Origin of the sequence: Mameliella sp. AT18 (assembly GCF_028807275.1) — a bacterium.
Lineage (GTDB): Bacteria > Pseudomonadota > Alphaproteobacteria > Rhodobacterales > Rhodobacteraceae > Antarctobacter > Antarctobacter albus.
The window spans coordinates 39,244-61,168 of record NZ_JARAMO010000072.1 but is presented as its reverse complement, the minus strand read 5'-3'; the positions used below and the strand labels follow the sequence as shown (position 1 = coordinate 61,168).

26 protein-coding genes are annotated in these 21,925 nt (G+C 65.4%); 7 read left to right on the top strand and 19 right to left on the bottom strand.

Annotated elements, in window-relative coordinates:
- Positions 1 to 36: 36 nt before the first annotated feature.
- From PVW46_RS09505 to rpsA, 6 genes are all read right to left on the bottom strand, one after another.
- Positions 37 to 699 (bottom strand): phosphoribosylanthranilate isomerase, encoded by a 663-nt coding sequence (locus PVW46_RS09505; protein ID WP_069208719.1) that lies wholly within the window; start codon positions 697 to 699, stop codon positions 37 to 39.
- Positions 700 to 797: 98 nt separating this feature from the next.
- Positions 798 to 1,157, bottom strand: coding sequence for a lipopolysaccharide assembly protein LapA domain-containing protein (locus PVW46_RS09500; RefSeq protein ID WP_043141738.1), 360 nt, complete (start codon positions 1,155 to 1,157; stop codon positions 798 to 800).
- 3 nt (positions 1,158 to 1,160) lie between these two features.
- On the bottom strand, positions 1,161 to 1,442 hold the full coding sequence (ihfB, locus tag PVW46_RS09495; protein ID WP_043141735.1) for an integration host factor subunit beta: 282 nt from the start codon (positions 1,440 to 1,442) through the stop codon (positions 1,161 to 1,163).
- 220 nt (positions 1,443 to 1,662) lie between these two features.
- A complete protein-coding gene (locus PVW46_RS09490) occupies positions 1,663 to 1,995 on the bottom strand; it encodes a hypothetical protein (RefSeq protein ID WP_069208718.1) in 333 nt (110 codons plus the stop codon).
- 78 nt (positions 1,996 to 2,073) lie between these two features.
- A complete protein-coding gene (locus tag PVW46_RS09485; protein WP_083242220.1) occupies positions 2,074 to 2,502 on the bottom strand; it encodes a hypothetical protein in 429 nt (142 codons plus the stop codon).
- Between the two features lie 121 nt (positions 2,503 to 2,623).
- On the bottom strand, positions 2,624 to 4,288 hold the full coding sequence (gene rpsA, locus PVW46_RS09480) for a 30S ribosomal protein S1 (protein WP_172431497.1): 1,665 nt from the start codon (positions 4,286 to 4,288) through the stop codon (positions 2,624 to 2,626).
- A gap of 386 nt (positions 4,289 to 4,674) precedes the next feature.
- On the opposite strand from rpsA, the gene PVW46_RS09475 reads away from it, so the two are divergent.
- The 3 genes from PVW46_RS09475 (at position 4,675) to PVW46_RS09465 (ending at position 7,617) form a co-directional block, all read left to right on the top strand.
- Positions 4,675 to 5,070 (top strand): hypothetical protein, encoded by a 396-nt coding sequence (locus PVW46_RS09475; protein WP_043141727.1) that lies wholly within the window; start codon positions 4,675 to 4,677, stop codon positions 5,068 to 5,070.
- 419 nt (positions 5,071 to 5,489) lie between these two features.
- The gene (locus tag PVW46_RS09470) at positions 5,490 to 7,271 is read left to right on the top strand and encodes a calcium-binding protein (RefSeq protein WP_069208717.1); all 1,782 of its coding nucleotides are present in this window, start codon (positions 5,490 to 5,492) and stop codon (positions 7,269 to 7,271) included.
- 127 nt (positions 7,272 to 7,398) lie between these two features.
- Complete coding sequence (locus tag PVW46_RS09465) at positions 7,399 to 7,617, top strand: hypothetical protein (RefSeq protein WP_043141724.1); 219 nt, start codon at positions 7,399 to 7,401, stop codon at positions 7,615 to 7,617.
- 9 nt (positions 7,618 to 7,626) lie between these two features.
- Here PVW46_RS09465 and PVW46_RS09460 read toward each other — a convergent pair whose 3' ends face one another.
- On the bottom strand, positions 7,627 to 8,493 hold the full coding sequence (locus tag PVW46_RS09460) for a sulfotransferase domain-containing protein (protein ID WP_069208716.1): 867 nt from the start codon (positions 8,491 to 8,493) through the stop codon (positions 7,627 to 7,629).
- Positions 8,494 to 8,585: 92 nt separating this feature from the next.
- A complete protein-coding gene (locus PVW46_RS09455) occupies positions 8,586 to 9,752 on the bottom strand; it encodes an alpha-D-ribose 1-methylphosphonate 5-triphosphate diphosphatase (RefSeq protein WP_443137037.1) in 1,167 nt (388 codons plus the stop codon).
- Positions 9,753 to 9,777: 25 nt separating this feature from the next.
- Between PVW46_RS09455 and PVW46_RS09450 the strand changes: the two genes are divergently transcribed.
- Complete coding sequence (locus tag PVW46_RS09450) at positions 9,778 to 10,464, top strand: DUF1045 domain-containing protein (RefSeq protein ID WP_069208715.1); 687 nt, start codon at positions 9,778 to 9,780, stop codon at positions 10,462 to 10,464.
- Here PVW46_RS09450 and phnN read toward each other — a convergent pair.
- From phnN to PVW46_RS09430, 4 genes are read right to left on the bottom strand one after another with little or no spacing between them, the layout of a single operon-like run.
- Positions 10,446 to 10,988, bottom strand: a complete 543-nt coding sequence (gene phnN, locus PVW46_RS09445) for a phosphonate metabolism protein/1,5-bisphosphokinase (PRPP-forming) PhnN (protein ID WP_069208714.1) — start codon at positions 10,986 to 10,988, stop codon at positions 10,446 to 10,448. The genes PVW46_RS09450 and phnN overlap by 19 nt on opposite strands.
- Positions 10,988 to 11,671 (bottom strand): phosphonate C-P lyase system protein PhnL, encoded by a 684-nt coding sequence (gene phnL, locus PVW46_RS09440; RefSeq protein ID WP_274575742.1) that lies wholly within the window; start codon positions 11,669 to 11,671, stop codon positions 10,988 to 10,990. The genes phnN and phnL overlap by 1 nt, the downstream gene beginning before the upstream one ends.
- A gap of 45 nt (positions 11,672 to 11,716) precedes the next feature.
- Positions 11,717 to 12,487 carry a phosphonate C-P lyase system protein PhnK gene (gene phnK, locus PVW46_RS09435; protein ID WP_069208713.1) on the bottom strand — a complete coding sequence of 257 codons (771 nt, stop codon included), beginning with the start codon at positions 12,485 to 12,487 and terminating at the stop codon, positions 11,717 to 11,719.
- Complete coding sequence (locus PVW46_RS09430) at positions 12,484 to 13,350, bottom strand: alpha-D-ribose 1-methylphosphonate 5-phosphate C-P-lyase PhnJ (protein ID WP_069208712.1); 867 nt, start codon at positions 13,348 to 13,350, stop codon at positions 12,484 to 12,486. The genes phnK and PVW46_RS09430 overlap by 4 nt, the downstream gene beginning before the upstream one ends.
- A 113-nt stretch (positions 13,351 to 13,463) precedes the next feature.
- Here PVW46_RS09430 and PVW46_RS09425 point away from each other — a divergent pair, with 113 nt between their 5' ends.
- Complete coding sequence (locus PVW46_RS09425) at positions 13,464 to 13,655, top strand: hypothetical protein (protein ID WP_043141707.1); 192 nt, start codon at positions 13,464 to 13,466, stop codon at positions 13,653 to 13,655.
- Between the two features lie 5 nt (positions 13,656 to 13,660).
- Here PVW46_RS09425 and PVW46_RS09420 read toward each other — a convergent pair whose 3' ends face one another.
- Genes PVW46_RS09420 through phnG form a run of 3 tightly spaced genes read right to left on the bottom strand, consistent with a single transcriptional unit; the run spans position 13,661 to position 15,756 of the window.
- Positions 13,661 to 14,746, bottom strand: a complete 1,086-nt coding sequence (locus tag PVW46_RS09420) for a carbon-phosphorus lyase complex subunit (protein ID WP_069208711.1) — start codon at positions 14,744 to 14,746, stop codon at positions 13,661 to 13,663.
- A 3-nt stretch (positions 14,747 to 14,749) separates the two neighbouring features.
- Positions 14,750 to 15,316 carry a phosphonate C-P lyase system protein PhnH gene (phnH, locus tag PVW46_RS09415; RefSeq protein WP_069208710.1) on the bottom strand — a complete coding sequence of 189 codons (567 nt, stop codon included), beginning with the start codon at positions 15,314 to 15,316 and terminating at the stop codon, positions 14,750 to 14,752.
- Positions 15,316 to 15,756, bottom strand: a complete 441-nt coding sequence (gene phnG / locus PVW46_RS09410; RefSeq protein ID WP_069208709.1) for a phosphonate C-P lyase system protein PhnG — start codon at positions 15,754 to 15,756, stop codon at positions 15,316 to 15,318. The genes phnH and phnG overlap by 1 nt, the downstream gene beginning before the upstream one ends.
- A 101-nt stretch (positions 15,757 to 15,857) precedes the next feature.
- On the opposite strand from phnG, the gene phnF reads away from it, so the two are divergent.
- Complete coding sequence (phnF, locus tag PVW46_RS09405) at positions 15,858 to 16,565, top strand: phosphonate metabolism transcriptional regulator PhnF (RefSeq protein WP_274575738.1); 708 nt, start codon at positions 15,858 to 15,860, stop codon at positions 16,563 to 16,565.
- A gap of 100 nt (positions 16,566 to 16,665) precedes the next feature.
- Entirely contained in the window at positions 16,666 to 17,850 is a 1,185-nt protein-coding gene (locus PVW46_RS09400; protein WP_043141692.1) for an alpha-D-ribose 1-methylphosphonate 5-triphosphate diphosphatase, read from the top strand.
- A gap of 275 nt (positions 17,851 to 18,125) precedes the next feature.
- Here the strand turns inward: PVW46_RS09400 and PVW46_RS09395 are convergent, their stop codons facing one another.
- The 4 genes from PVW46_RS09395 to phnD all read right to left on the bottom strand — a co-directional run bounded on the left by PVW46_RS09395 (position 18,126) and on the right by phnD (position 21,920).
- Positions 18,126 to 18,743 (bottom strand): LbetaH domain-containing protein, encoded by a 618-nt coding sequence (locus PVW46_RS09395; RefSeq protein WP_069208707.1) that lies wholly within the window; start codon positions 18,741 to 18,743, stop codon positions 18,126 to 18,128.
- Between the two features lie 3 nt (positions 18,744 to 18,746).
- The gene (phnE, locus tag PVW46_RS09390) at positions 18,747 to 20,072 is read right to left on the bottom strand and encodes a phosphonate ABC transporter, permease protein PhnE (protein WP_069208706.1); all 1,326 of its coding nucleotides are present in this window, start codon (positions 20,070 to 20,072) and stop codon (positions 18,747 to 18,749) included.
- Entirely contained in the window at positions 20,069 to 20,938 is an 870-nt protein-coding gene (gene phnE / locus PVW46_RS09385) for a phosphonate ABC transporter, permease protein PhnE (protein WP_043141991.1), read from the bottom strand. Before phnE (PVW46_RS09385) ends, phnE (PVW46_RS09390) begins: the two co-directional genes overlap by 4 nt.
- A gap of 76 nt (positions 20,939 to 21,014) precedes the next feature.
- Entirely contained in the window at positions 21,015 to 21,920 is a 906-nt protein-coding gene (gene phnD / locus PVW46_RS09380) for a phosphonate ABC transporter substrate-binding protein (RefSeq protein WP_069208705.1), read from the bottom strand.
- Positions 21,921 to 21,925: the final 5 nt, after the last annotated feature.

Genomic DNA, 21,925 nt, shown 5'->3' with positions numbered 1-21,925 from the left:
GACGTACAAAACGTACGTTTTGTACAAACCTGCGGGCTAGAGGCGTGGCGCCGCCTCTGCCCCTTTGGCGGCTTCGACAAAGGCGCGGACCTTGCCCGCATCCTTGATCCCCGGCGCGCTTTCGACCCCCGAAGAAACATCCACCTGCGCCGTGCCGGTCATCGCCACGGCCAGGCCCACGTTCTCCGGAGTCAGCCCGCCCGCCAGCATCCAGGGCCGCGACCAGCGCCGCCCGGCGATCAGTTTCCAGTCAAAGGCCAGCCCGTTTCCGCCCGGCAGATCCGCCCCCTTGGGCGGCTTGGCATCCACCAGGATCTGATCGGCAACCTTCTGATAAACAGCCAGTTTTTCCAGGTCCTCGGCTGCGCCCACGCCCACCGCCTTCATCACCGGCAGCCCCCAGCGCGCGCGCACCTCCGCCACCCGCTCCGGCGTCTCGGCGCCGTGCAACTGCACCATGTCCAGCGGCACCAGCCGCATGACCTCGTCCAGAAACTCATCCGTCGGGTTCACCATGAGGCCGACCTTGGCCAGCCCCACCGGCGCCTCCAGCGCCAGGTCCCGCGCCACCTCGGGCGTCACGTTGCGCGGGCTCTTGCCAAAGAACACGAGGCCCGCATAGCTCGCCCCTGCCCCGGCGACCATCTCCATGTCCCCGGGCCGCGTCAGGCCACAGATCTTCACCCGGACGTCCGCCATCCAAGCCCCTGTTTCTTCTTGGTAAAAATACACCCTGGGGTGAATTGGCCGTCAGGCCAAGAGGGGGCAGCGCCCCCTCCCCCGGTCTCACCCGGCGCTCAGCTGGCCTGGTCGAGGATCGCCAGGACCTCGTCCTTGTCCTTGTCGCGCTCGGCCTGGGTCTTCTTCAGCTGGCGTTCCAGCTTGCGCACCTCGGTCTTCTTGGCCGAAGCCTCGGCACGGTACTTGTACTCGCGCAGCCATTCAAAGACTTCGCCCAGCACCCAGCCCAGCACCAGAAAGCCCAGCGCCACCGCGAACAACGGCACGTCGACCGAATAGGCCAGCCAGCCCAGTTGCGGGATGCGCGCCAGCCCCTCGGGCAGGGTGTTGAGCGTCACCCATTGCAGGTTCGCCACGCAGATGACCGTCAGGACAATGAGCACAGCGGCATAAATGGCATAGCGGATGTAGCGCATGGATTACTTTCCGTTCAGGCGGTCGCGCAGGAGCTTGCCGGTCTTGAAGAAGGGAACGTGCTTTTCCTCGACCTGGACCGACTCTCCCGTTCGGGGGTTCCGCCCGACGCGCGCGTCCCGCTTCTTGACCGAAAAGGCCCCGAAGCCCCGCAGCTCGACCCGGTCGCCCCGGGACATGGCATTGGTGATCTCGTCGAAGATCGTGTTCACGATCCTCTCCACATCACGCTGATACAGATGCGGGTTTTCGTCTGCAATCTTCTGGATCAATTCGGATCTGATCATCCCCCACGCCCCCCGGTGGAATCGGCCTTGGCCTTGTTATTTCAGCCAAACTATACGCGGGGCAGGATCAAACGGGAACCGTGCATTTTCGGGGAAAACCCATGTTTTTCCGCGCTTTGCGCTGATTTCCGCCCGTTTCGGCAGCGAATGGTGCCGTGTTCGGCGCCGCGCGGCGCCGTATCGACCGAATGCAATTCACGCGATTCGGGGCACCCGGCACCTACTGGCACACCGCCGCGAATTGCGTGCGCCCCTTGGAATCCCTGTTTCCGGGCTGGAAATAGACCAGCCGCATACCCGACTCCGCACAGATCTGCGCCGCCCGGGCACGGACCTCGTCGGGCTGCCACTTGTCGCCGAAGGCGCCGCGCAGCTGGTTCTGATCCTTGACCGTCACCGCGCGCATGGTCAGGCCGGTTCCGCCGCCGGTGGGGGCTTCCTGGATGAAACGCGTGTCCTCATCCGGAATGACGATCTGATCCTGGGCCAGCACCGGCCCGCACAGGATCGCCAGCATACAGAAGGCCACAACCTGCCCCGTCATCCTGCGCATCGCATCACCTCCAGCACCGACTCGCCGTCCGAGCAAAGCAAACCCGCGACAGGAAGGCGAGCCTTTCCTGCATCGCGTTCAAAAGACCTCGACCGTTTCGCCCGCACGGGCGCCAAGACGAGCGCGGGCCGCGGTGCCCTTGATACGGTTCATCACGAAGGGCCCCGACAGGAACAGGCCCAGAGCGCGGATTGTCCAGTTGCCCTCGATCCGGTTGCCGTCCGCAGAGACATGGCCAGTATAATGCACCGGGTCTTCGCCATGACTGGGGCGGCCAAGGTAGGCCTTGCGGAAATGCACCTCGTGACCGCTGCGGCTGCCGCTGATCTCGGCCTCCAGCTCGGCGCCCGCGTCCGGGGCGAATGTATTGGGTTCCAGCGTCGTGCCCCAGATCACCCCGCCCACGTCAAAGAGCGTCGCGGCAAAGGGGACCGATCCGTCCCCGTCCTGGCCGTAGTCATAGACGCCGGTCCAGTCGCCGCTCAGATCCAGTCCACCTGCCCGCATGGATACCCCCTGTTGCCCGGCCCGAGCCTAACGTCCGTCCCGGAGCGTGCAAGCCGCAACAAAAAAGGCCCCCGCGATTGCGGGGGCCCTGATTCTTTTCAGCCCGAAGGCCGTGCGACGATCACTCGTCGCCGGACTTGAGCGCGGCGCCCAGGATGTCGCCCAGCGATGCACCGGAGTCGGAGGAACCGTACTGTTCGACGGCCTCTTTCTCTTCGGCGATCTCGCGTGCCTTGATCGACAGGCCCAGACGACGGGTCTTGTTGTCGATGTTGGTCACGCGGACGTCGACCTTGTCGCCGACCGAGAAACGCTCGGGGCGCTGCTCGGCACGGTCACGCGACAGGTCGGAGCGGCGGATGAAGGACTTCATGCCTTCGTATTCCACCTCGATGCCGCCGTCTTCGATCGCGGTGACTTCGACGGTCACGATCGAGCCGCGCTTCACGCCGCCAACCGCATCGGCGAACTTGTCGCCGCCCAGGGCCTTGATCGAGAGCGAGATACGCTCTTTCTCGACGTCCACTTCGGAGACGACGGCCTGAACCACGTCACCCTTGCGGTATTCCTGGATGGCTTCTTCGCCGCGCTGATCCCAGCTGAGGTCCGAAAGGTGGACCATGCCGTCGATCTCGCCTTCGAGGCCGATGAACAGACCGAATTCGGTGATGTTCTTGACTTCGCCCTCGACCTGCGTGCCTTCCGGGTGGGTCTCGGAGAAGACTTCCCACGGGTTGCGCATGGTCTGCTTGAGACCCAGCGAAACGCGGCGCTTGGCGCTGTCGATTTCCAGGACCATGACGTCGACCTCTTGCGAGGTGGAGACGATCTTGCCCGGGTGGACGTTCTTCTTGGTCCAGGACATTTCCGAAACGTGCACCAGACCTTCGACACCCGGCTCCAGCTCGACGAAGGCGCCGTAGTCGGTGATGTTGGTGACGCGGCCCTTGTGGACAGAGGCCAGCGGGTACTTGACGCCCACCAGGTCCCACGGATCTTCCTGCAGCTGCTTCATGCCCAGGCTGATACGGTGGGTTTCCTTGTTGATCTTGATGACCTGGACCTTGACGGTCTCGCCGATCGACAGGATCTCCGAGGGGTGGTTCACACGGCGCCATGCCATGTCGGTGACGTGCAGCAGGCCGTCCACACCGCCCAGGTCGACGAATGCGCCGTACTCGGTGATGTTCTTGACCACGCCGTCAACCGCGTCGCCCTCTTGCAGCTTGCCGATGACCTCGGCGCGCTGTTCGGCGCGGCTCTCTTCGAGGATCGCGCGGCGCGAGACAACGATGTTGCCACGGCGACGGTCCATCTTGAGGATCTGGAACGGCTGCTTGAGACCCATCAGCGGACCGGCGTCGCGCACGGGGCGCACGTCAACCTGCGAACCGGGCAGGAAGGCCACGGCGCCGCCGAGATCGACGGTGAAGCCACCCTTGACGCGGCCGAAGATGGCACCTTCGACGCGGGCGTCGTCGGCATAGGCCTTCTCCAGGCGGTCCCAGGCTTCTTCGCGGCGGGCCATCTCGCGCGAGATGACGGCTTCGCCACGGGCGTTTTCTGCGGCACGCAGGTAAACCTCGACCTCGTCGCCGACGTTCACGTCGGGCTGTTCACCGGGTTCCGCGAATTCCTTGAGCTCGACACGGCCTTCCATCTTGTAGCCGACGTCGATGATGGCTTGTCCCGCTTCGATCGCGATGACCTTGCCTTTGACGACAGTGCCCTCATCGGGCGTGTCCATTTCGAGGCTTTCATTAAGGAGGGCCTCGAATTCCTCCATCGATGCGCTGGGCATATGTGTGTTTGGTCCTTTACAACGTTTTTTTTCTGGCCGAGCGGTTGTCTCCGCCGGTCTTGGATTGGTCTCTTTAGCTGCCGCAAAACAAAGAGGGCCGGAGAGGTCCGACCCTGCTCGATCTCTTTTGCCGCGGCGTTTGCTGCCTTGTCGACGCGCGCGGTATAGAGCAAGGATGCCGCAGGATCAAGCCCCGGACCCGAGCAAGCGCCAGGAACCGGTCCCGAAGGCGGCGCAAGCGTCCAGCCGTGACCCGTAAGGAGCTGCCAAGGGCGCGGCGTCGACTCAAACCCCAATTTGCCGTATCCTTCGGCCACGATTTTCCCGCGTGACGTATGTTTTTTTCACACCTACATTTTTCGGAGGCACCCATGAAACTCCTGACTGCAACGACAGCCGCGCTTGCGTTCTCGATCACACTGGCGGGCGGCGCAGCAGCCCAGAACTGTGACAGCAGAGGCTCGAACTGGCAGGGCCGGATCGACATTGGCAGCACGATCTACGGCTTTGAACTGCGTCGTCTCACCTGTGCGGCGGACAGCATGTGGAACTACTATGTCTGGACCACGACCGCCCGTTGGGAAGGCACCGCGACGGTCGGCATGACCGGTCGGAGCCTCAGCGTGGTCACGGCGACGGGCGGACTCGCGGGGTGCTCTCTGTCCGGCACCTGGTATCCACGCGACGTCACGAACGGACTGCCCTACAGGGGCAACGGATCGGCCAGTTGCGGCGGTGGCGGCACCTGGAGCGCGAACATCCGCTAGGTCGCGGCCAATCGCCGTTCTGCACCGACCGGCGGGGAATGCGCATCCCATGCGCTGTACAGTACAGCGTCGATCCGCCCAGCCGCCCCCTTGCCGACACCCGGATTTGCCTGGATTCGTGATTTGTGCTGGAATTTGCACAGCCGTTTTGGGCGGGAACAGTCGCCCGCCCTCTGTTCGCCCCCTGCCCCTTGCAACCCGGCGGCATGACTGCACGCTTCAGGCACTTGGCTGGCATGGAGGGTGCCGGCACTGCCGAGACGTCCGCCACGAGGCCCGCATGACCCCCCATCGGAGCGCGTTCAGAAAGCGGAACCTCCGGCACCAGCCCCGGCGTTCCGGATCAGCCCGGGACGGTGCCTCGCAGCAGGGTTTGCGCCCCGAAACCTCTTGCACCAGATCCGACAAAGGAGTCTCCCATGACCATACTTTCATCCGGCAGCGGCACCGTCGTGACCACCCCTGGCGACATCACTTTCCTGCTGCCCAACAGCGTGCGCAGCACCACCGGCGCCAGCACCAATACGATCGAGGCAGGCGCCGGGGGCACCTTCGATTTCTACAACGACGGCATCATCATCTCTGCGGACGACGACGCGTTCAGCATCGGAACCGGGAACGGCTTCGACTTCGATGCGTCGATCTATAACGGCCCCACCGGGATCATCCGGGCCTTCGACAGCGCCATACTCATCTTTGCAAGTGCCAGCGGAACCGACTTCTACGTCGAGAACCACGGCGAGATCAGTGGCGGCGACGAGGGTTTCTTCATTTCGGGCGCTGTTGCCGGGGATACTGCGACCATCGTCAACACGGGCCACATCAGCGGCGTCACCCATGCCATCGAGACCGACCGCGCAACAACCGTGATCAATTCCGGTACGATTTCCAGCAACAGCGAAGCGATCGATTTCCGCAACAACGACGAATACAAACTGGTGAACTCCGGCCTCGTGACCGGGCAATTCCGCGCTGTCGGGGCCGCCGGGCCAACCGGCGTGGTGATCATCGACAACACCGGCACCATCCAGGGTGGGTTCGAGGCCATCCGCACCAACGACGGCAATGACATCCTGCGCAACTCGGGCCTGATCGAAGGCGACGTCGGCATGCTCGACGGTAACGATACCGTCCGCAACGACGGTGTCGTCTCCGGCAATCTGGACCTTGGCTTTGACAACGATACCTTCATCGGCTTCGGCGGCACCGTGACAGGCGTCGTCGATGGCGGGTCCGGCAACGACACCATCATGATCGATCAGAACGACGCCCAGGTCGACGGCGGCCTGGGCATAGATCTCCTGCTGGCGCGGGGGGATGTCCTTGATGCAGTCAATTTCGAGGAAATCCGCCTGCTGGGCGGCGACGATCTCGAAGTGCGGGGGTCAAGCTTGGCCGAGACGATCAACGGCAATCGCGGCGACAACCTCTTGCTGGGGGAAGGCGCGTCCGACACGATCAACGGCGGTGCGGGCAATGACGATATCCAGGGCGGCGACGGAGACGACGAGCTGGCCGGCAGCATCGGTGACGACCTGGTCAACGGCGGCGCGGACAACGACATCATCACCGGCGGTCCTGGCCACGACACCCTGCTGGGCGGCGCGGGCACGGATGACCTGAACGGCGGAGCGGGCGACGACTCTCTCGACGGCGGATCGTTCAACGATACGCTGGGCGGGTTTTCCGGCAATGACACCCTGAACGGCGGGTCCGGCAATGACGTGCTGGCAGGCCACGAAGGCAATGATCTGCTGGACGGCGGCGAGAACGACGACACGCTCGACGGTGGATCGGGTGACGACGTGTTGCGCGGGGGTGACGGGACAGACGTGCTGCGCGGACGCGACGGCGCCGACACGATCTCGGGCGGCACCGGGCTTGACTTCATGACAGGGGGGCAGGATGCCGACACCTTCCGATTTGCCTCTGCCGCCGAGGCGGGAACCGGCGCCAGCCGCGACCAGATCCTTGACTTTGACCAGGGCGCGGACGTGATCGACCTCGCCGGGATCATCGACGGGTCGCTGGCATTTGTCGGCACCGGACCGTTCACAGCCGCGAACCAGGTCCGCCTGATCGAGACGGGCAGCGGCTCGACCATCGTTCAGATCAACCTGGACGCCAACCTCGCCACGGTCGAGGGGGAGATCCGCGTGGCCGATGTGATCGGCCTGACGGCGGATGATTTCGCGCTCTGAGCGCACCGTTCGGGGGCCGGGCTTTGCCCCGGCCCTCCCTCCCCCGGGGCTCCAGGCCCTTTCATTCCTGGCCGCAGACCCCATGTTAATCGCAGAAACATTGCAGCAAACGCCCTGGGACCCTTGAATGAACTACGTCCTCGCCCTTTTCCTGCCGCCGCTCTCGGTCCTTCTGACCGGGCGCATCTTCCTTGCGATCATCGTCCTGCTGATCTGGATTCCGGCGATCATCTTCTCGGGCGGGCTGACCCACCCGATGTTCATCCTGCTGGCCTGGATACTGATCTACCAATCCGGAGAGGAACGCCGCACGCGCCGGATCGAACGCAGCGGGCGTTCCGACTGACTGGCCGGTTCAGCCCGCGCTCCCCCATTCCAGCCAGCGCCGGTCCTCTGGTGACAAGGCCCTCGTCATCACCGCGTCATAGGCCGCAAGGTCACCCTCGGTCAGACGTCCTTCCCACTTATTGGACGTGGCACTGTCGAAAAAACCCGCATCGCTGGTCCAGAACCCCTGCCCTGCCGAGGGGGTAAAGCGATCCGCGTTGGCCTTCATGTTGTCGAATGTCGCCGCCTCGACGCAGGCCGCCATCACCTCGGGCGGATGGTCGATGCCCACATGCCCGGCGATCTGCGCCACGGCCCCCGGCAGATCGCGCAACATGTCGGCGTAGTGCAGCCGGATCAGGTTTTCGCGCGGCTCGCGCGCCCGCGTGCATTGGAAATGGTCGAGGATCGCCGGCAGGCTTGCGTGGTCCTCGCCTGAGAGGAACTCCCGGAAACTCTCGGACGGGTCCTCGGGCAGCGGTGGCAGGCCAATGTGCGAACCCAAGTTGCGCCGGTGCTTGCGCATCGAGAAATGCACGTCGATCGGGTGCCGGTAGATCGTGACATAGCGCAGTTCGGCCCAGACCGGGATGCAGTCGAACGGCGAATGCGTCTTGACCTGCCGCCGGTGTTCCTGCGCCTCCAGCCGCGCCATGACCTCGCCCACGTCGCGGACGTTGATGTCGATCCAGGGCGATTTCATCGAGGTCTGCGCATCCACCTCCGGATCACCCGCGATCAGCATGGCAAGAATACCCTGCGTCCAGGTCGTGCCGGATTTCGGCGGGGTCGAGACGACGATGTCGCCCGCCCGCGGAACGAAGTGGGACCAACGCGACGAGTCCGTCAGGGGATCGGTAAAGACGCGGCGGGGCGCCTCGGAGGCGGTCAACATATGCGCGGATCCCTTGTCTGCCGCCCGGTAAATTCCGAACAGGTCCAGACTATACCAGGATCCGCGCATCGCGCAGCGGTTTTTCCCGGGCCTCAGGCCACCTGTTTCCCCCTGCTCCAGACGCCCCGCAACAGGGGCACATGTTCGGCGACGCGGAAACGCATCAGATCCGCCCGGCGGCCTTCTTTCAGAACGCCCCGGTCATCCAGCCCCACCGCTTCGGCGGGCGCCTTCGTCACCGTCGCGATCCCGCGCGCCATGTCGCCCCAGATCTCCCCCAGGCGGACGGCGGCCAGCAGCAGCGCCGCCGGAACATAGTCGGACGACACGATGTCCAGCAGTCCTTCGCGCGCCAGCTCCTCTGCCGCGACGTTGCCGGAGTGAGAGCCGCCCCGGATCAGGTTCGGCGCCCCCATCATCACCGCGATGGCGTGGTCGTGGCAGGCCTGTGCCGCCTCGATAGTGGTCGGGAACTCGGCCAGCCGAATGCCATAGCCCGCAGAGACGGCGACCTGTTCGGCTGTGGTATCGTCATGGCTGGCCAGCACCGCGCCAAAGCGCGCCGCCTCCCTGACGGATACCGCCTCGTGCGCGGCGCCGTTACGGGCGCGCAGCTCTTTCAGGTGGGCAATATGTTCGATGAACTCGGCATCCGACATGCCGCGTTTCGATTTGACGTATTGTTCCAGCTTCGAGATGTCCCGGAACTGCCGTTGGCCGGGCGTGTGGTCCATGATGCTGACAAGGCCCACACGGTCCTCGCGCCCGAATTCCGCCAGCTCTTCGGCCAGCGTCTCGGAACAGACCTCGGCCCGCAGGTGCAGGAAATGGCTGATCTTCAGCATGTCGGCGGCGCGCAGGTCCAGCATCTCGCTGGCCAGCGACCTGGCGTATTTCCTGTACCGCCCCTTGCCCGTCGGGATCGACCCCACCCGCATCGCGTCGAAGACCGTGGTGATACCGGTCGAGGCCAGCTCGGCGTCATGGGCGACAATGGCCGCCGCATGGGGCCAGTCGACGCCGGGGCGCGGTTCGATATGGCGTTCCAGGTTGTCGGTGTGCAGCTCGATCAGCCCGGGCGCCAGGAAATCCCCACCGCAATCGACCGCACCGGCGGGCACACTTGCCCCCTCGCCCATCCCAACGATGACGCCATTTTCGACATGCAGCCAGCCGCGGGCCACACGATCCGGCAGCACCAGTGTCGCATTGGCAAATGCCAGGCTCTCTGTCACGCCGCCGTCACGCGCATCGGGCATAGGCCCGGCAAGAGTGGAGGTCGTCATGCATTTCTCCCGTTACGCTGTCTATGTAACCCTGCCGCAGGGTCCCTTGTCCGATTTCGGCGCCGCCTGGCTGGGCTGGAACGCCGCGACGGGCGAAAGGCCCGACGCGCCCGTGGTTCACGGCCTGCCGCTGCCCGCCCATGAGATCACCGCCACCCCGCGCAAGTACGGGCTGCACGGCACGATCAAGCCGCCCTTCCGACTGGTCGGGGGCATGGATTTCGACGCGCTGCACGATGGCTTTGCCCGCTTTTGCGCGACCCAGGCGCCGGTGACGCTGGACGGGCTGGCGCTGACCCGGCGGGGCCGCTTCCTGGCCCTGACGCCCGTCGGCGAAACCGGCGCCCTGTCCACGCTGGCCGCCCGGACGGTCGAGGCGCTGGACCCGTTCCGCGCCCCCCTGACCGAGGCAGAGCTGGACAAGCGCCGCAAGTCCGGCCTGAACGACCGACAAGAGGCACTGCTGACCCGCTGGGGCTATCCCTACGTGATGGACCAGTTCCGCTTTCACATCACGCTGAGTGGTAAGCTGGACCGTGAGATGGCCGAACAGGTGCGCAGCGCCTTGCTGCCCCACGTCGAACCGCACCTGACAAGCCCCTTCACGGTGGAGGCCCTGACGCTCTGCGGCGAGGATTCCACCGGCTATTTCCACGAACTGCACCGCTACGCCCTTTCCGGCTGAAGCCGCGCCAGGATGGTGTCCACGGTGCGCTCCAGCAGGCCGGAATTGTCGATCTCGATCACCGGCAGCCCGGCAGGCAGGGCCTCCCCCTTGCGGGCCAGGCGCGCAGCGATCTCCTCGGCGCTTTCGCGGCCCCGTCCGGCCAGACGGCGCGCCAGCACCTCGGCGGGGGCCGTCAGGGACAGGACGACGAACCGCTGGAACCGCGCCTGTGCCTGCATCAGGACAGCCCGCGACAGGTTCACCAGCACGTCACTGCCCTGGGCAAGTTGCTGATCCACCGCGACCGGGATGCCATAGGCCAGACCGTGCGCGCACCACGACAGGGCAAAGCCGCCCGCGCGCTCCACCTGCTCGAACTCGGCCACGGTGATGGCAAAGTGATCCTCGCCCCCCGCCTCCTGCGGGCGGGTGATCCTGCGTTGCAGCAGGACAAACCGGGGATCGCGTGCCGCCAGCGCCTCCATGACGCTGTCCTTGCCAACACCCGACGGCCCCACCACCGCGATGAACCGTCCCGGCATCAGGCCGCCGCCTGCGGGGAAAAGCCGGTCACATCCACCACGCGATCACAGACCGCGTCGCGCGCCTCGGCGTCGTGAAAGATGCCCACGATGGCCGCGCCGCGCGCCTTGGCCTCATGGATCAGGTCTAGCACCGTGTCGCGGTTCGCCGCATCCAGCGAGGCGGTTGGTTCGTCCAGCAAGAGCGCCGGATAGGCGTGGGCAAAACCGCGCGCGATGTTCACCCGCTGCTGTTCGCCGCCGGAAAAGGTGGTGGGCGAGAGGCTCCACAGACGTTCGGGGATGCGCAGGCGGGTCAGCAGGTCGCGCGCCCGGTCCATGGCCGCTGTGCGGTCCACGCCCACCGCGAGCAACGGTTCCGCCACCACGTCCAGCGTCGGCACCCGGGGCACCACGCGCAAGAACTGGCTGACATAGCCCAGCGCCTCGCGCCGCAGACGGATGATCTCTCGCGGTTGGGCCCGCACCACGTCGACACCGCCGATCAGGATCTCTCCGGACGCGGCCAGGTAGTTGCCGTAGATCATGCGCATCAGCGTGGATTTCCCGGCACCCGAGGCGCCGGTCAGGGCCACGCATTCGCCCGCCGCGACGGAAAGCGAGGCGCCCTCCATCACCCGGATGACCGCGCTGCCCTGGTTGTGCAGGGTAAAGGTCTTGGACACATCCCGAATTTCGATCATGGCATTAACCTATTGTTAAATTTATATGTTTCGCGCGCGAAACACTCAGACCTGCAGCACCGAACTGACCAGGAGCTGGGTATAAGGGTGCTGTGGATCGTCCAGCACCTGGTCGGTCAGCCCGGCCTCGACCACATGCCCGTCCTTCATCACCATCAGCCGGTCCGCCAACAGCCGCACGACGGCAAGGTCATGGGTGACGATGATCGCCGACAGCCCCATCTCGCGGACAAGTCCGCGCAGCAGGTCCAGCAGGCGCGCCTGCACGCTGACGTCCAACCCGCCGGTGGGTTCGTCCATGAAGACAAGGCGCGGTCCGGTCACCAGGTTGCGCGCGATCTGCAACCGTTGCTGCATCCCGCCGGAAAAGGCCGTGGGCCGGTCGTCGATCCGGCTGGCGTCGATTTCCACCCGGCCCAGCCAGTCCTCGGCGCTGTCGCGGATCTCGCCGTAGTGGCGCGCGCCCACGGCCATAAGCCGTTCGCCCACGTTGCCGCCCGCGCTGACGTTCATGCGCAGCCCATCGCGGGCGTGCTGGTGGACAAAGGCCCAGTCGGTCCGGCCCAGCATCCGCCGTTCCGGTTCGGACATGGTGATGGTGTCCTGCAGCCCCTCGGTGCGGGTGTCGAACATCACGCGGCCCGCGTCGGGGGGCAGGTGGCCAGCCATGCAGTTCAGCAGGGTCGACTTGCCCGAGCCGCTTTCGCCCACGATCCCCATGACCTCGCCCGGCCAGAGATCGAAGGACACATCGGAACAGCCGATCCGGGCGCCGTAGCGTTTGGTCAGGCTCTCGACCTTCAACAGCGGTGTCATGCGGCATCCTCCGTGTCGCCCTGCGCGCCCACATGGCCTGCCGCGCGGCGGGCCCGGCAATAATCGGTGTCGGAACAGACGAACATCCGCCCGCCCGCGTCGTCCACGATGACCTCGTCCAGGTAACTGTCCTCTGCCCCGCAAAGATCGCAGGACGCATCGGCCTTGGAGGCCTCGAAAGGGTAGTCCCGGAAATCGAGGCTAACGACCTGAGTGTAGGGAGGCAGTGCGTAGATCCTCTGTTCACGGCCCGCGCCGAACAGCTGGATCGCCGCCATGCCGGACATCTTGGGATTGTCGAACTTGGGGATCGGGCTGGGATCCATGACGTAGCGCCCCTCGACCTTGACCGGATAGGCATAGGCGGTGGCGATCTGGCCGTGCCGGGCGATGTCCTCGTAGAGCTTGACATGCATCAGGCCGTAGTCCTCCAGCGCGTGCATCTTGCGGGTCTCGATCTCGGACGGCTCCAGGAACCGCAGAGGTTCCGGGATCGGCACCTGGTAGACCAGCACCTGATCCTTGGTCAGCGGCTCTTCGGGGATGCGGTGGCGGGTCTGGATGACGCTGGCCTGCGCGGTTTCCTCGGTGGTCTCGACCCCGGCAGTGCGTTCAAAGAACTTGCGGATGGACACGGCGTTGGTGGTGTCATCGGCGCCCTGATCGATGACCTTGAGCCGGTCCTCCGGCGTCAGCGTCGCGGCCGATACCTGCACGCCGCCGGTGCCCCAGCCATAGGGCATGGGCATCTCGCGCGACGCAAACGGCACCTGGTAGCCGGGGATGGCCAGCCCCTTGAGGATGGCCCGGCGGATCATCCGCTTGGTCTGTTCGTCAAGGTAGGCGAAATTGTAGTCGCTCATGATCTTGGCCCCGAAATTTCCTGCAAATTGCGCCCGAATTGTCCGTTTCGGTCACGGGAATGCCCAAGTTCAGGCGCAACCATTGGGCGACACACCGACAAAGGAGAGGACAAATGTCGGATCAATTGACCATCATCCTGATCACGCTGGCCGGCGTGCTGACAATCGGCATCCGCTACGCGCTGTCGGTCTGGTTGCCCGAGGACTCCAAGCTGAACACGCTTTTCAGCGAAAAGCGCCTGACCGTTTCCAACAGCAAGGAAGCCTGGTGGCTGAAGAACAGCCCCGCCGCCCGGATCGACTGACCGGATCATTCCGCCGCCTCCTGCTGCGCGCCCTCGGCTTCGCGGCGCAGGCGCCGCACCAGTTCCAGCTCGGACTGAAAATCGACGTAATGCGGCAGCTTGATATGCTCAAGGAACCCCGTCGCCTGGATATTGTCCGAGTGATACAGCACGAATTCCTCGTCCTGTGCGGGGGCGCCCATGTCATCCTCGCCCAGTTCACGCCACCTCAGCGCCCGATCGACCAATGCCATTGAAATCGCCTTGCGCTCGGTCTGACCGAAGACAAGACCATACCCACGGGTAAACTGCGGCGGTTCCGTCTTTGACCCGGTGAACTGGTTGACCGTTTCGCATTCGGTCACCTCGATCTCTCCGATCTCGATGGCAAAGCCCAATTCCGGAATGTCCATCTCGACCGCGACGGTGCCGATGCGCAACTCGCCGACGAAGGCGTGGTTGCGCGCATAGCCACGCTGCGTGGAATAGGCCATGCCAAGGACAAACCCCTCATCCCCCCGCGTCAACGCCTGAAGACGCAGGGCGCGGCTGCCGGGCAGCTCCATCGGTTCGCGCGTCAGGTCCGGCGGGGTGTCATCACTGGCCGCCTCGGCCTGGATCAGCCCCTCGCGGTTGAGGAAACCGGTGATATGCGGTGTCGGTTCCTGGCGCGGCGCGGCCTGCGGCGCGGGCGGCACCTCACCGTCGGCGGCCAGTTTGAAATCCAGCAGGCGGTGCGTGTAGTCGAAGGTCGGCCCCAAGACCTGCCCGCCCGGCGCGTCCTTGAACGTGGCCGAGATACGACGGATGCAGGCCATGTCACCCGTGTCGATGGCCCGCGTCGCGCCAAAGCGCGGCAGCGTCGTGCGATAGGCGCGGATCAGGAAGATCGCCTCGATCAGGTCGCCCCGCGCCTGCTTGATCGCCAGCGCGGCCAGGTCGGGATCGTAGAGCGAGCCTTCGGCCATGACCCGGTTGACCGCCAGTTTCATCTGCTCGCGGATCTGGTCGATGGTCAGTTCGGCGACGGCTGTATCGCCCCGGCGTTCCTCGGCCAGCCAGCCGTGCGCATTCTCGATGGCGCGTTCGCCCCCCTTGACGGCAACATACATCGCTTAGCCCTCCACTTGCGTGCTGCGCGGCAGGGCCGCGAGGCGGTTTCCGGCGCAGAAATAGGCGTCCCACCCCAGCGGGAATCGCGCGGCATTGGCCCGGAACGCCGCGACCTCCGGCAAGAACATGCGGGCCGTTTCGCGGATACCGGGGCCGGTCAGGGTCGCGCCCTCGGCCTTCAGCTCTGACCGTTCGACGATCAGCGTGGCAGAGCGATCCGGGTATTGCGCCGTTCCGATGCGGAACCGATCCAGTGGCTGCAGGGCGTCCCATGCGCCCAGGGCGAAATCGCAGTCTTCGGCACCGACCAGCGGCGCGCCGGCGTGAAAGGTGATCCAGTCGCGGACCTCGGCACAGTCATGTGCGCCGGCCAGGTGTACGCGGGTTTCCGGGTCGCAGAGCGTCAGGATCAGGACCCCGGCGGCCCGTGACAGAGGCGCGGGCGGTTCGGCACCCGCGACGTCGTGGATCGTGCCGGGGCGGGCCATCGCCTGCATCGCGGCACGAAAGGCGCGGGCCGCGTCGACCGGCGCATCGCGGAAACCGCCCTTGAGAACCGCAGCGTCCATCAGTCTTCTCCTCTGACCAGCGTGAAGAACTCCACCTTGGTGGCGGCCGCCTTTGCGGCGCGCGCCTTGGCCCGTCCGGTCATGTCCGCCGACAGGGGCTCCAGCACCTCGGCCCGGACCCGCTCCGCCGCATCGGTCTGCATCAGCGCATCGACCAGCGCGGCGCGTTCCGCATGCGCCTTGTCGCGGCCCTGCACATAGGCATGGCCCACGGCCCCGCCGTCCAGTTGCAGCGAACAGCGCGTCACCGTCATCTCGCCCATGTTGAAAGGCGCCCCGGTGCCGCCCATGCGCCCGCGCACCATCGCGGCGCCGATTTCCGGCGCGCGCAGCCAGGTGAAATCCGGCGCGTCCTGCCCCTCCCAAAGCACGGCCAAGGCCTTGGGTGGTACCTTGGCCAGCAGGCTCATCCAGTCTTTGCGGGCGGTCATTTCGGTCATCTAGACACCTTGCGGAGTTGTCGGAATATTTATACAACTAGACAAATTCCTACTCCCTGTCCGCGAGTCGGGCAAGGTCAACAGCGTGAAAGTTTCGTGACATGCCCCGCCCTGCGCTCTGGACCGCGATTTCAGACAGCCTGACCGGCGACATCGCCACCGGGCGCTATGGCCCTGGGGACAAGCTGCCGACAGAAGCCGAACTGTCGGCCCGGTTCGGGGTCAACCGCCACACGGTGCGCCGCGCCCTGCAGCACATGGCAGAAAACGGGCTGGTGCATGCGCGGCGTGGCGCCGGGGTCTTTGTCGCCGCCCGCCCGACCGAATACCCGATCGGCCAGCGTGTGCGCTTTCACCGCAACCTGCGCGCCGCCGGGCGGGTCCCGGGACGCGAACTGCTGATGTCGGACACCCGATCAGCCGACAGGGAAGAGGCGCAGGCCCTGCGGATCGCCCCAGGCGACCCGGTGCTGGCCTACGAGTCCATCGCAACGGCCGATGGCGAACCGATCGCCCTGGGCGAGGGTGTCTTTCCCGCCGCGCGGCTGCCCGGAATGCCGAAGGCCCTGCAGGCCCACAGCTCTGTCACCGCGGCCCTGGCGGCCTGCGGCGTGGCCGACTACACCCGCGCCTCGACCCGGGTGACGGCCCACCTTGCCACCCCCACGCAGGCCCGGCGCCTGCGCCTGCCCGATGGCGCCCCCCTGTTGCGGACCACCGGCGTCAACGTCGATCCCTCGGGTCAGCCGATCGAGTACGGCATCACCTGGTTCGCGGGCGACAGGGTGACGTTGACGCTGGAACAATGACGCCGACCCCCTTTGTTTCATGGAAAAAACCGCCATTTGTCACCCTGTTGATACATTGAACGCCTAAAAATGCCGGACATTTCGAGTCCAGAGCGGTTCCATGCCAATTGCCCCTTCTTCCCTGCGCCTGACCGGCGCCACTGTCCTGCGCGACGGCGTGCTGCAGTCTCGGTCCGTCGCCATCGAGGACGGGCGCATTTCCAAGGGCCCCCTGCCCGAGGTCGACCTGAACGGCTACTACATCCTGCCCGGGATCATCGACCTGCACGGCGACGCCTTTGAACGCCACCTGGCGCCCCGCCCCTCGGCCCCCTTTCCGATCCGCACCGCCCTGCGCGCCACGGATCGCGACGCGGCGGCCAACGGGATCACCACCGCCTGGATGGCCCACAGCTGGAGCTGGGAAGGCGGCGCGCGCGGGCCCGACCACGCCGAGGCCTTTCTGAAGGCGCTGGATGACTATGCCGACGAGGCGCTGACCGATCTGCGGGTCCAGATCCGCTGCGAGACCCATACCGTCGACACCGCCGACCGTCTGCTGGCCGCCGTGCGCCGCCACCGCATCGACTATGTCGTCTTCAACAACCACCTCGACGAGGCGATCCAGCTGGCCGAGATCGACCCGGCGCGGCTTGCGCTCTGGGCGCGGCAGGCCGGTCGGTCGATCGAGGAACACCTGGCCGTCGTCCATGCCGCCCGCGGCCAGAAACGCGACGTACCGCGCTATCTCTGCCGCCTGGCCGAGGCCTTTGACACGCTGGGTGTCAGCTATGGCAGCCATGACGACGAGGACGGCGAAACGCGTGAATATTTCTCGCAGATCGGGGCCAAGATCTGCGAGTTTCCGACCCGACGCGCCGCAGCCGCCCTGGCCCGTGCCGTGGGCGACCCGATCCTGATGGGGGCACCCAACGTCGTGCGTGGCGGCTCGCAGTCGGGCAACATCGCGGCACAGGACCTGGTGCGGGAACGACTCTGCGATGCGCTGGTGTCGGACTACTACTATCCGGCGCTGCTGCAGGCCGCCTTTCACCTCGTCGACGAAGAGATGATGGACCTGCCGCAGGCCTGGGCGATGATCTCGACCCGGCCGGCAGAGATCCTGCGCCTGCCCGACCGGGGCGTGATCGACTATGGCCGACGCGCCGACCTGGCCGTGGTCAATGCCGAGACACGCGTGGTCGAGGCGACGATTTGCGAAGGCCGGATCGCCCACCTTGCCGGCGAGGCCGCACAGCGGTTCCTGAGCGCGGGCAACGAAGAGATCCGGCTGGCCGCCGAGTGAGCCCGCGTTAACCAGCAGGACAGAAACCGGCTGTCGGTGCGGAAACTCTGAGTTGCCCGACATGCCCCTGCATTTTCGACAATTTGCTGATAGTTTCACGCAAGCGTCACGGCACCCGGCTAGGAAGGCGCAGGTGAGTGAGACCAAGATCCGGGCCGGTTTCGTTTCAGTGTACCGGGACACATAGTGAGTGGGTTGCGAGGAATTTCGAGGACCAATCGGGCGGCCAGAAGGCCGCCCATATTGTCTTCAGCCGCGCCTTGCCCAGACGCCCCTCAACCGGCGTATTTCTCCAGGAACTCGGGTACGCCCAACTGACGGAAATCCACCAGCGCAGCGCGCAGCGCCGCGTGATCCCAATCCCACCACCCCAGCGCCTCGACCCGCTCGGCAAGCTCCCGGGGCAACCGTTCGCGCACCGGCTGGGCCGGAACGCCCGCCACGATGGCATAGGGCGGCACGTCGCGGGTGACGATGGCGCCAGAGGCGACCACCGCGCCATTGCCCACCCGCACCTCGGGTTTGACCTGCGCGTTGTGGCCGATCCAGGTGTCATGCCCGATCACGGCCTTGCGGCTGGCGCGCATGGTGAACCAGTCGGCATCATCCTCTGCATCCTCCCAGTAGGAGGCAGAGCGATACATGAAATGATGCAGGCTGGCCCGGTCCAGCGGGTGATCCGTCGCGCCGATGCGCACGAAACTGGCGATATTGGCAAATTTTCCGATCTCGGCGTTGGCGATGTCGCAGACACGGTCGCAATAGCTGTAGGCGCCAAAGCGGCTGTTGGCGACGCGGCTGCCATGCCCCACCTCGGTGTAGGCGCCAAAGTCACTCTCCGAGATAGCGCAGTCCGAATGGAAAACCGCCCCTTCGGCGGAGAGCCGTGACATGGGTCAGTGCCCCCCGCCCTTGATCAGGCGGCGGCGCAGGATACCGGACAGCCAGTCCATGAAGATCACCATGAGGACGATCAGCACGATGTAATAGCTGACCTCTTCCCAGTCCTTCTGGGTGATGATCGCCTGCGTCAGCATCAGGCCGATGCCGCCGCCGGTGATCGCGCCGATGATCGTGGCGGAACGGGTGTTGGATTCGAGGAAATACAGAACCTGGCTCAGCAGAACCGGGGTGATCTGCGGGATCACGCCAAAGCGGTAGCGCTGCAGCGGCTTGGCCCCGGTCGAGGAGACCCCTTCGATCTGTTTCTGATCGACGTTTTCCAGCGCCTCGGAGAACAGCTTGCCCAGCGAGCCCGTGTCGGTCAGCAGGATTGCCAGCGCGCCGGTCAGCGGGCCGGGCCCGAAAGCGCGGCTGAGCAGGATGGTGAAGATCAGCGCATCGACCCCCCGGACAAAGTCGAACACCCGGCGCACCAACTGCCGCACCACGACGACCGGGGTAAAGTTCCGGGCCGCGAGAAAGGCCAGCGGCAGGGCAACCAGGGCCGCGCCCATCGTGCCCAGAAAGGCCATCAGGATCGTTTCGCCAATGGCCCAGGCCACCTTGCCGTGGTGCCACAGCGGGTTGGCCCAGAAATCTTGCCAGGCCCCGGCGATGTTGGATCGGTCGGCGTCGATCTGCGGACCGAATAGCAGCGTCCAGACCGGCTTGCCGTGATAGGGGCTGTCCAGCGTGAACCAGAACAGCTCCCAGCCAAAGAAATAGCGAAAGACCTCTGTCTTGGAGCGGGTCATGGTCAGGCGCCCGGCCTCCGTCCGGATGTCCAGCCGCGTCCGCGAATAGCTGATCCACTCGGGCAACGCGTCCTCGGGGATGTTGATGGAAACGGAGGGATCGAGTTTCGCGGTGATGTCCCCGAACTCCGGGTGACGATAGACCGCCGTCTGGTCCGGCAGGAACAGGACGCTATGCCCCCTGGGCAGGTCGATGGTCACGGTCTCGCCGTCGATGGCGACCCAGTCGGGGCTTTGCCCTTCGGGCCAGGTCGCGGGCCGTTCGCCCTCCTTGGCAATCGTGACCTCGCCCGACCGGTTCGCGCGGGTGACATGGGTCTTGTAGCTGTAGGTATCGCGGATCAGCGTCATCGCGTTGTCCAGCCGCGCGCGCTCGGCCAGGCCCATGACGTCGAAGGCAAAGAAGATATAGGTCAGGTACAGCAGGATCACCGCGGGCACGGCGACCGAGATCAGGCGCTTGCGCTTGAACAGGGCCTGTGCCGCCTCCTGGCGGTCGATCATCGAAAGGCTGGCGTCGGTCATTGTTTCGCCCCTTCGCTCAGGCGGTTGCGCAGGCTGGACGATAGCTGGTCCACCACGACAATGGTGACAAAGAGCAGGATGAAGATCGCCGCCGCCTCGTCAAAGCGGCCCGGCCCCCAGGCCATAGAATTGCGCAGCTCGTAGCCGATGCCGCCCGCGCCGACAAAGCCCAGGATCGCCGAGGCGCGGATGTTGATCTCGAACCGCAGCAGGCCGTAGCTGAGATAGTTGGGCGCCACCTGCGGCATGACCCCCAGCAGCATCTTCTGGCTCCAGGTGGCGCCGACAGAGGTCAGCCCGTCCACGGGTTTCAGGTCTGCGTTCTCGTTCACCTCGGAATAGAGCTTTCCCAGGGCGCCCGCAGTGTGCAGCGCGATGGCGATCATTGCCGGGATCGGGCCGCCGCCCAGCATGTAGATCAGCACCAGCGCCACCACGATTTCGGGCAGCGCGCGGGTCACGTCCATGATGCGGCGGAACAGCGGGATCAGCACCGGCCAGCGCGCCATGCCACGCGTGGACAAGAGCGACAGCACCAGCCCCAGCGCGGCGCCCAGCAGCGTTGCCACAGCAGCGATGTTCAGCGTCTCGATCAGGTCGGGCAGGTATTTCCACAGCAGGCCCGCCAAGTCGGCGCGCTTTTCCCAGGCCTCGCCCACCACGTCGGCGGGAAAGTCGAAGATCCGGTGGATACCGTCGAAGAACCCCCCGGCATTGCGGTCATTCGCGACACGAAAGCCGGAAACCAGCAGGACAACGAAGACCAATATGGCAATCCCGCTGTACAGCCGTTTCTGGCGCACCATCGCCATGTAACTGTCCTGCGTCGCGGCAAGCGGCGCACCGCCCTGCGTCATGTCTGTCATCTGCCCTGCCTTCATGTGGGAACCCCGCCCGGGAAAGGGGGCGGGGTCCTGTGCCTTTGTCAGATCGAAAGGGCGATCAGCCGTCGATCTTCTTCTTGCGGACCTCGATGATGGTCTCATAGGCCTCGTGGGTGATCGGGAAGAAACCGGCGGTTTCACCGAAAGCCACGTTGTAGGCGCATTCCTGGTCTTTCTCGTAGAGACCCAGGACCAGGGCGGTGACCTTTTCCTTGACCTCGGCGGGCAGAGCTTCGCGGATGGTCACGGGGCCTTCCGGGATCGGCTTGGACTGCCAGATCTGGACCAGCTCGTTCATGTCGACCAGGCCGTTGTCCACGGCGCGGCGCAGCGCGCCCGAGTTGTAGCCGTCTTCCCAGTTGCCCAGGCCGTCGGCCCAGGTCACGCCGGCGTCGATGTCGCCGTTGTAGACCGCGACGATGGTCTGCTCGTGGCCGCCGGTGAATTTGACCTCGCCGAAGAAGTCACCCGACTCCATCGTGACGTCGTACTGGGCGGGGATTTCGACGGAGGGGATCAGGTAGCCCGAGGTCGAGTTCGGGTCGCCAAAGCCGAAGACCTTGCCTTCGAGACCCTCGACCGAGGTGATGCCGCTGTCCTTGCGGGCAAAACCGATCGAGTGGTAGCTGTACGATCCGTCCAGGTTGGTCTTGACGGCGATCGGCTCACCGGCCGACGGATCCTGCAGGTGCAGGGCGGCGTAGGAGGAGGCGCCGAACCATGCCAGGTCCAGCGTGCCGCCCAGGAAGCCCTGGATCACGCCGTTGTAGTCGGCGGGCGTGAACAGCTTGACCTCGACGTTCAGCTCTTCGGCGATGTAGTCGGCGAAACACTGGTAGTTGTTCAGACGGCTCTGGACGTTGTCGCCGCCCAGGATGCCGATGCGGAATTCAGTGATGTCCTGTGCCATTGCCGGTGCGGCCAGGGCGGTGGTTGCTGCAAGAGCTGCAAGGAGCTTTTTCATCGTCT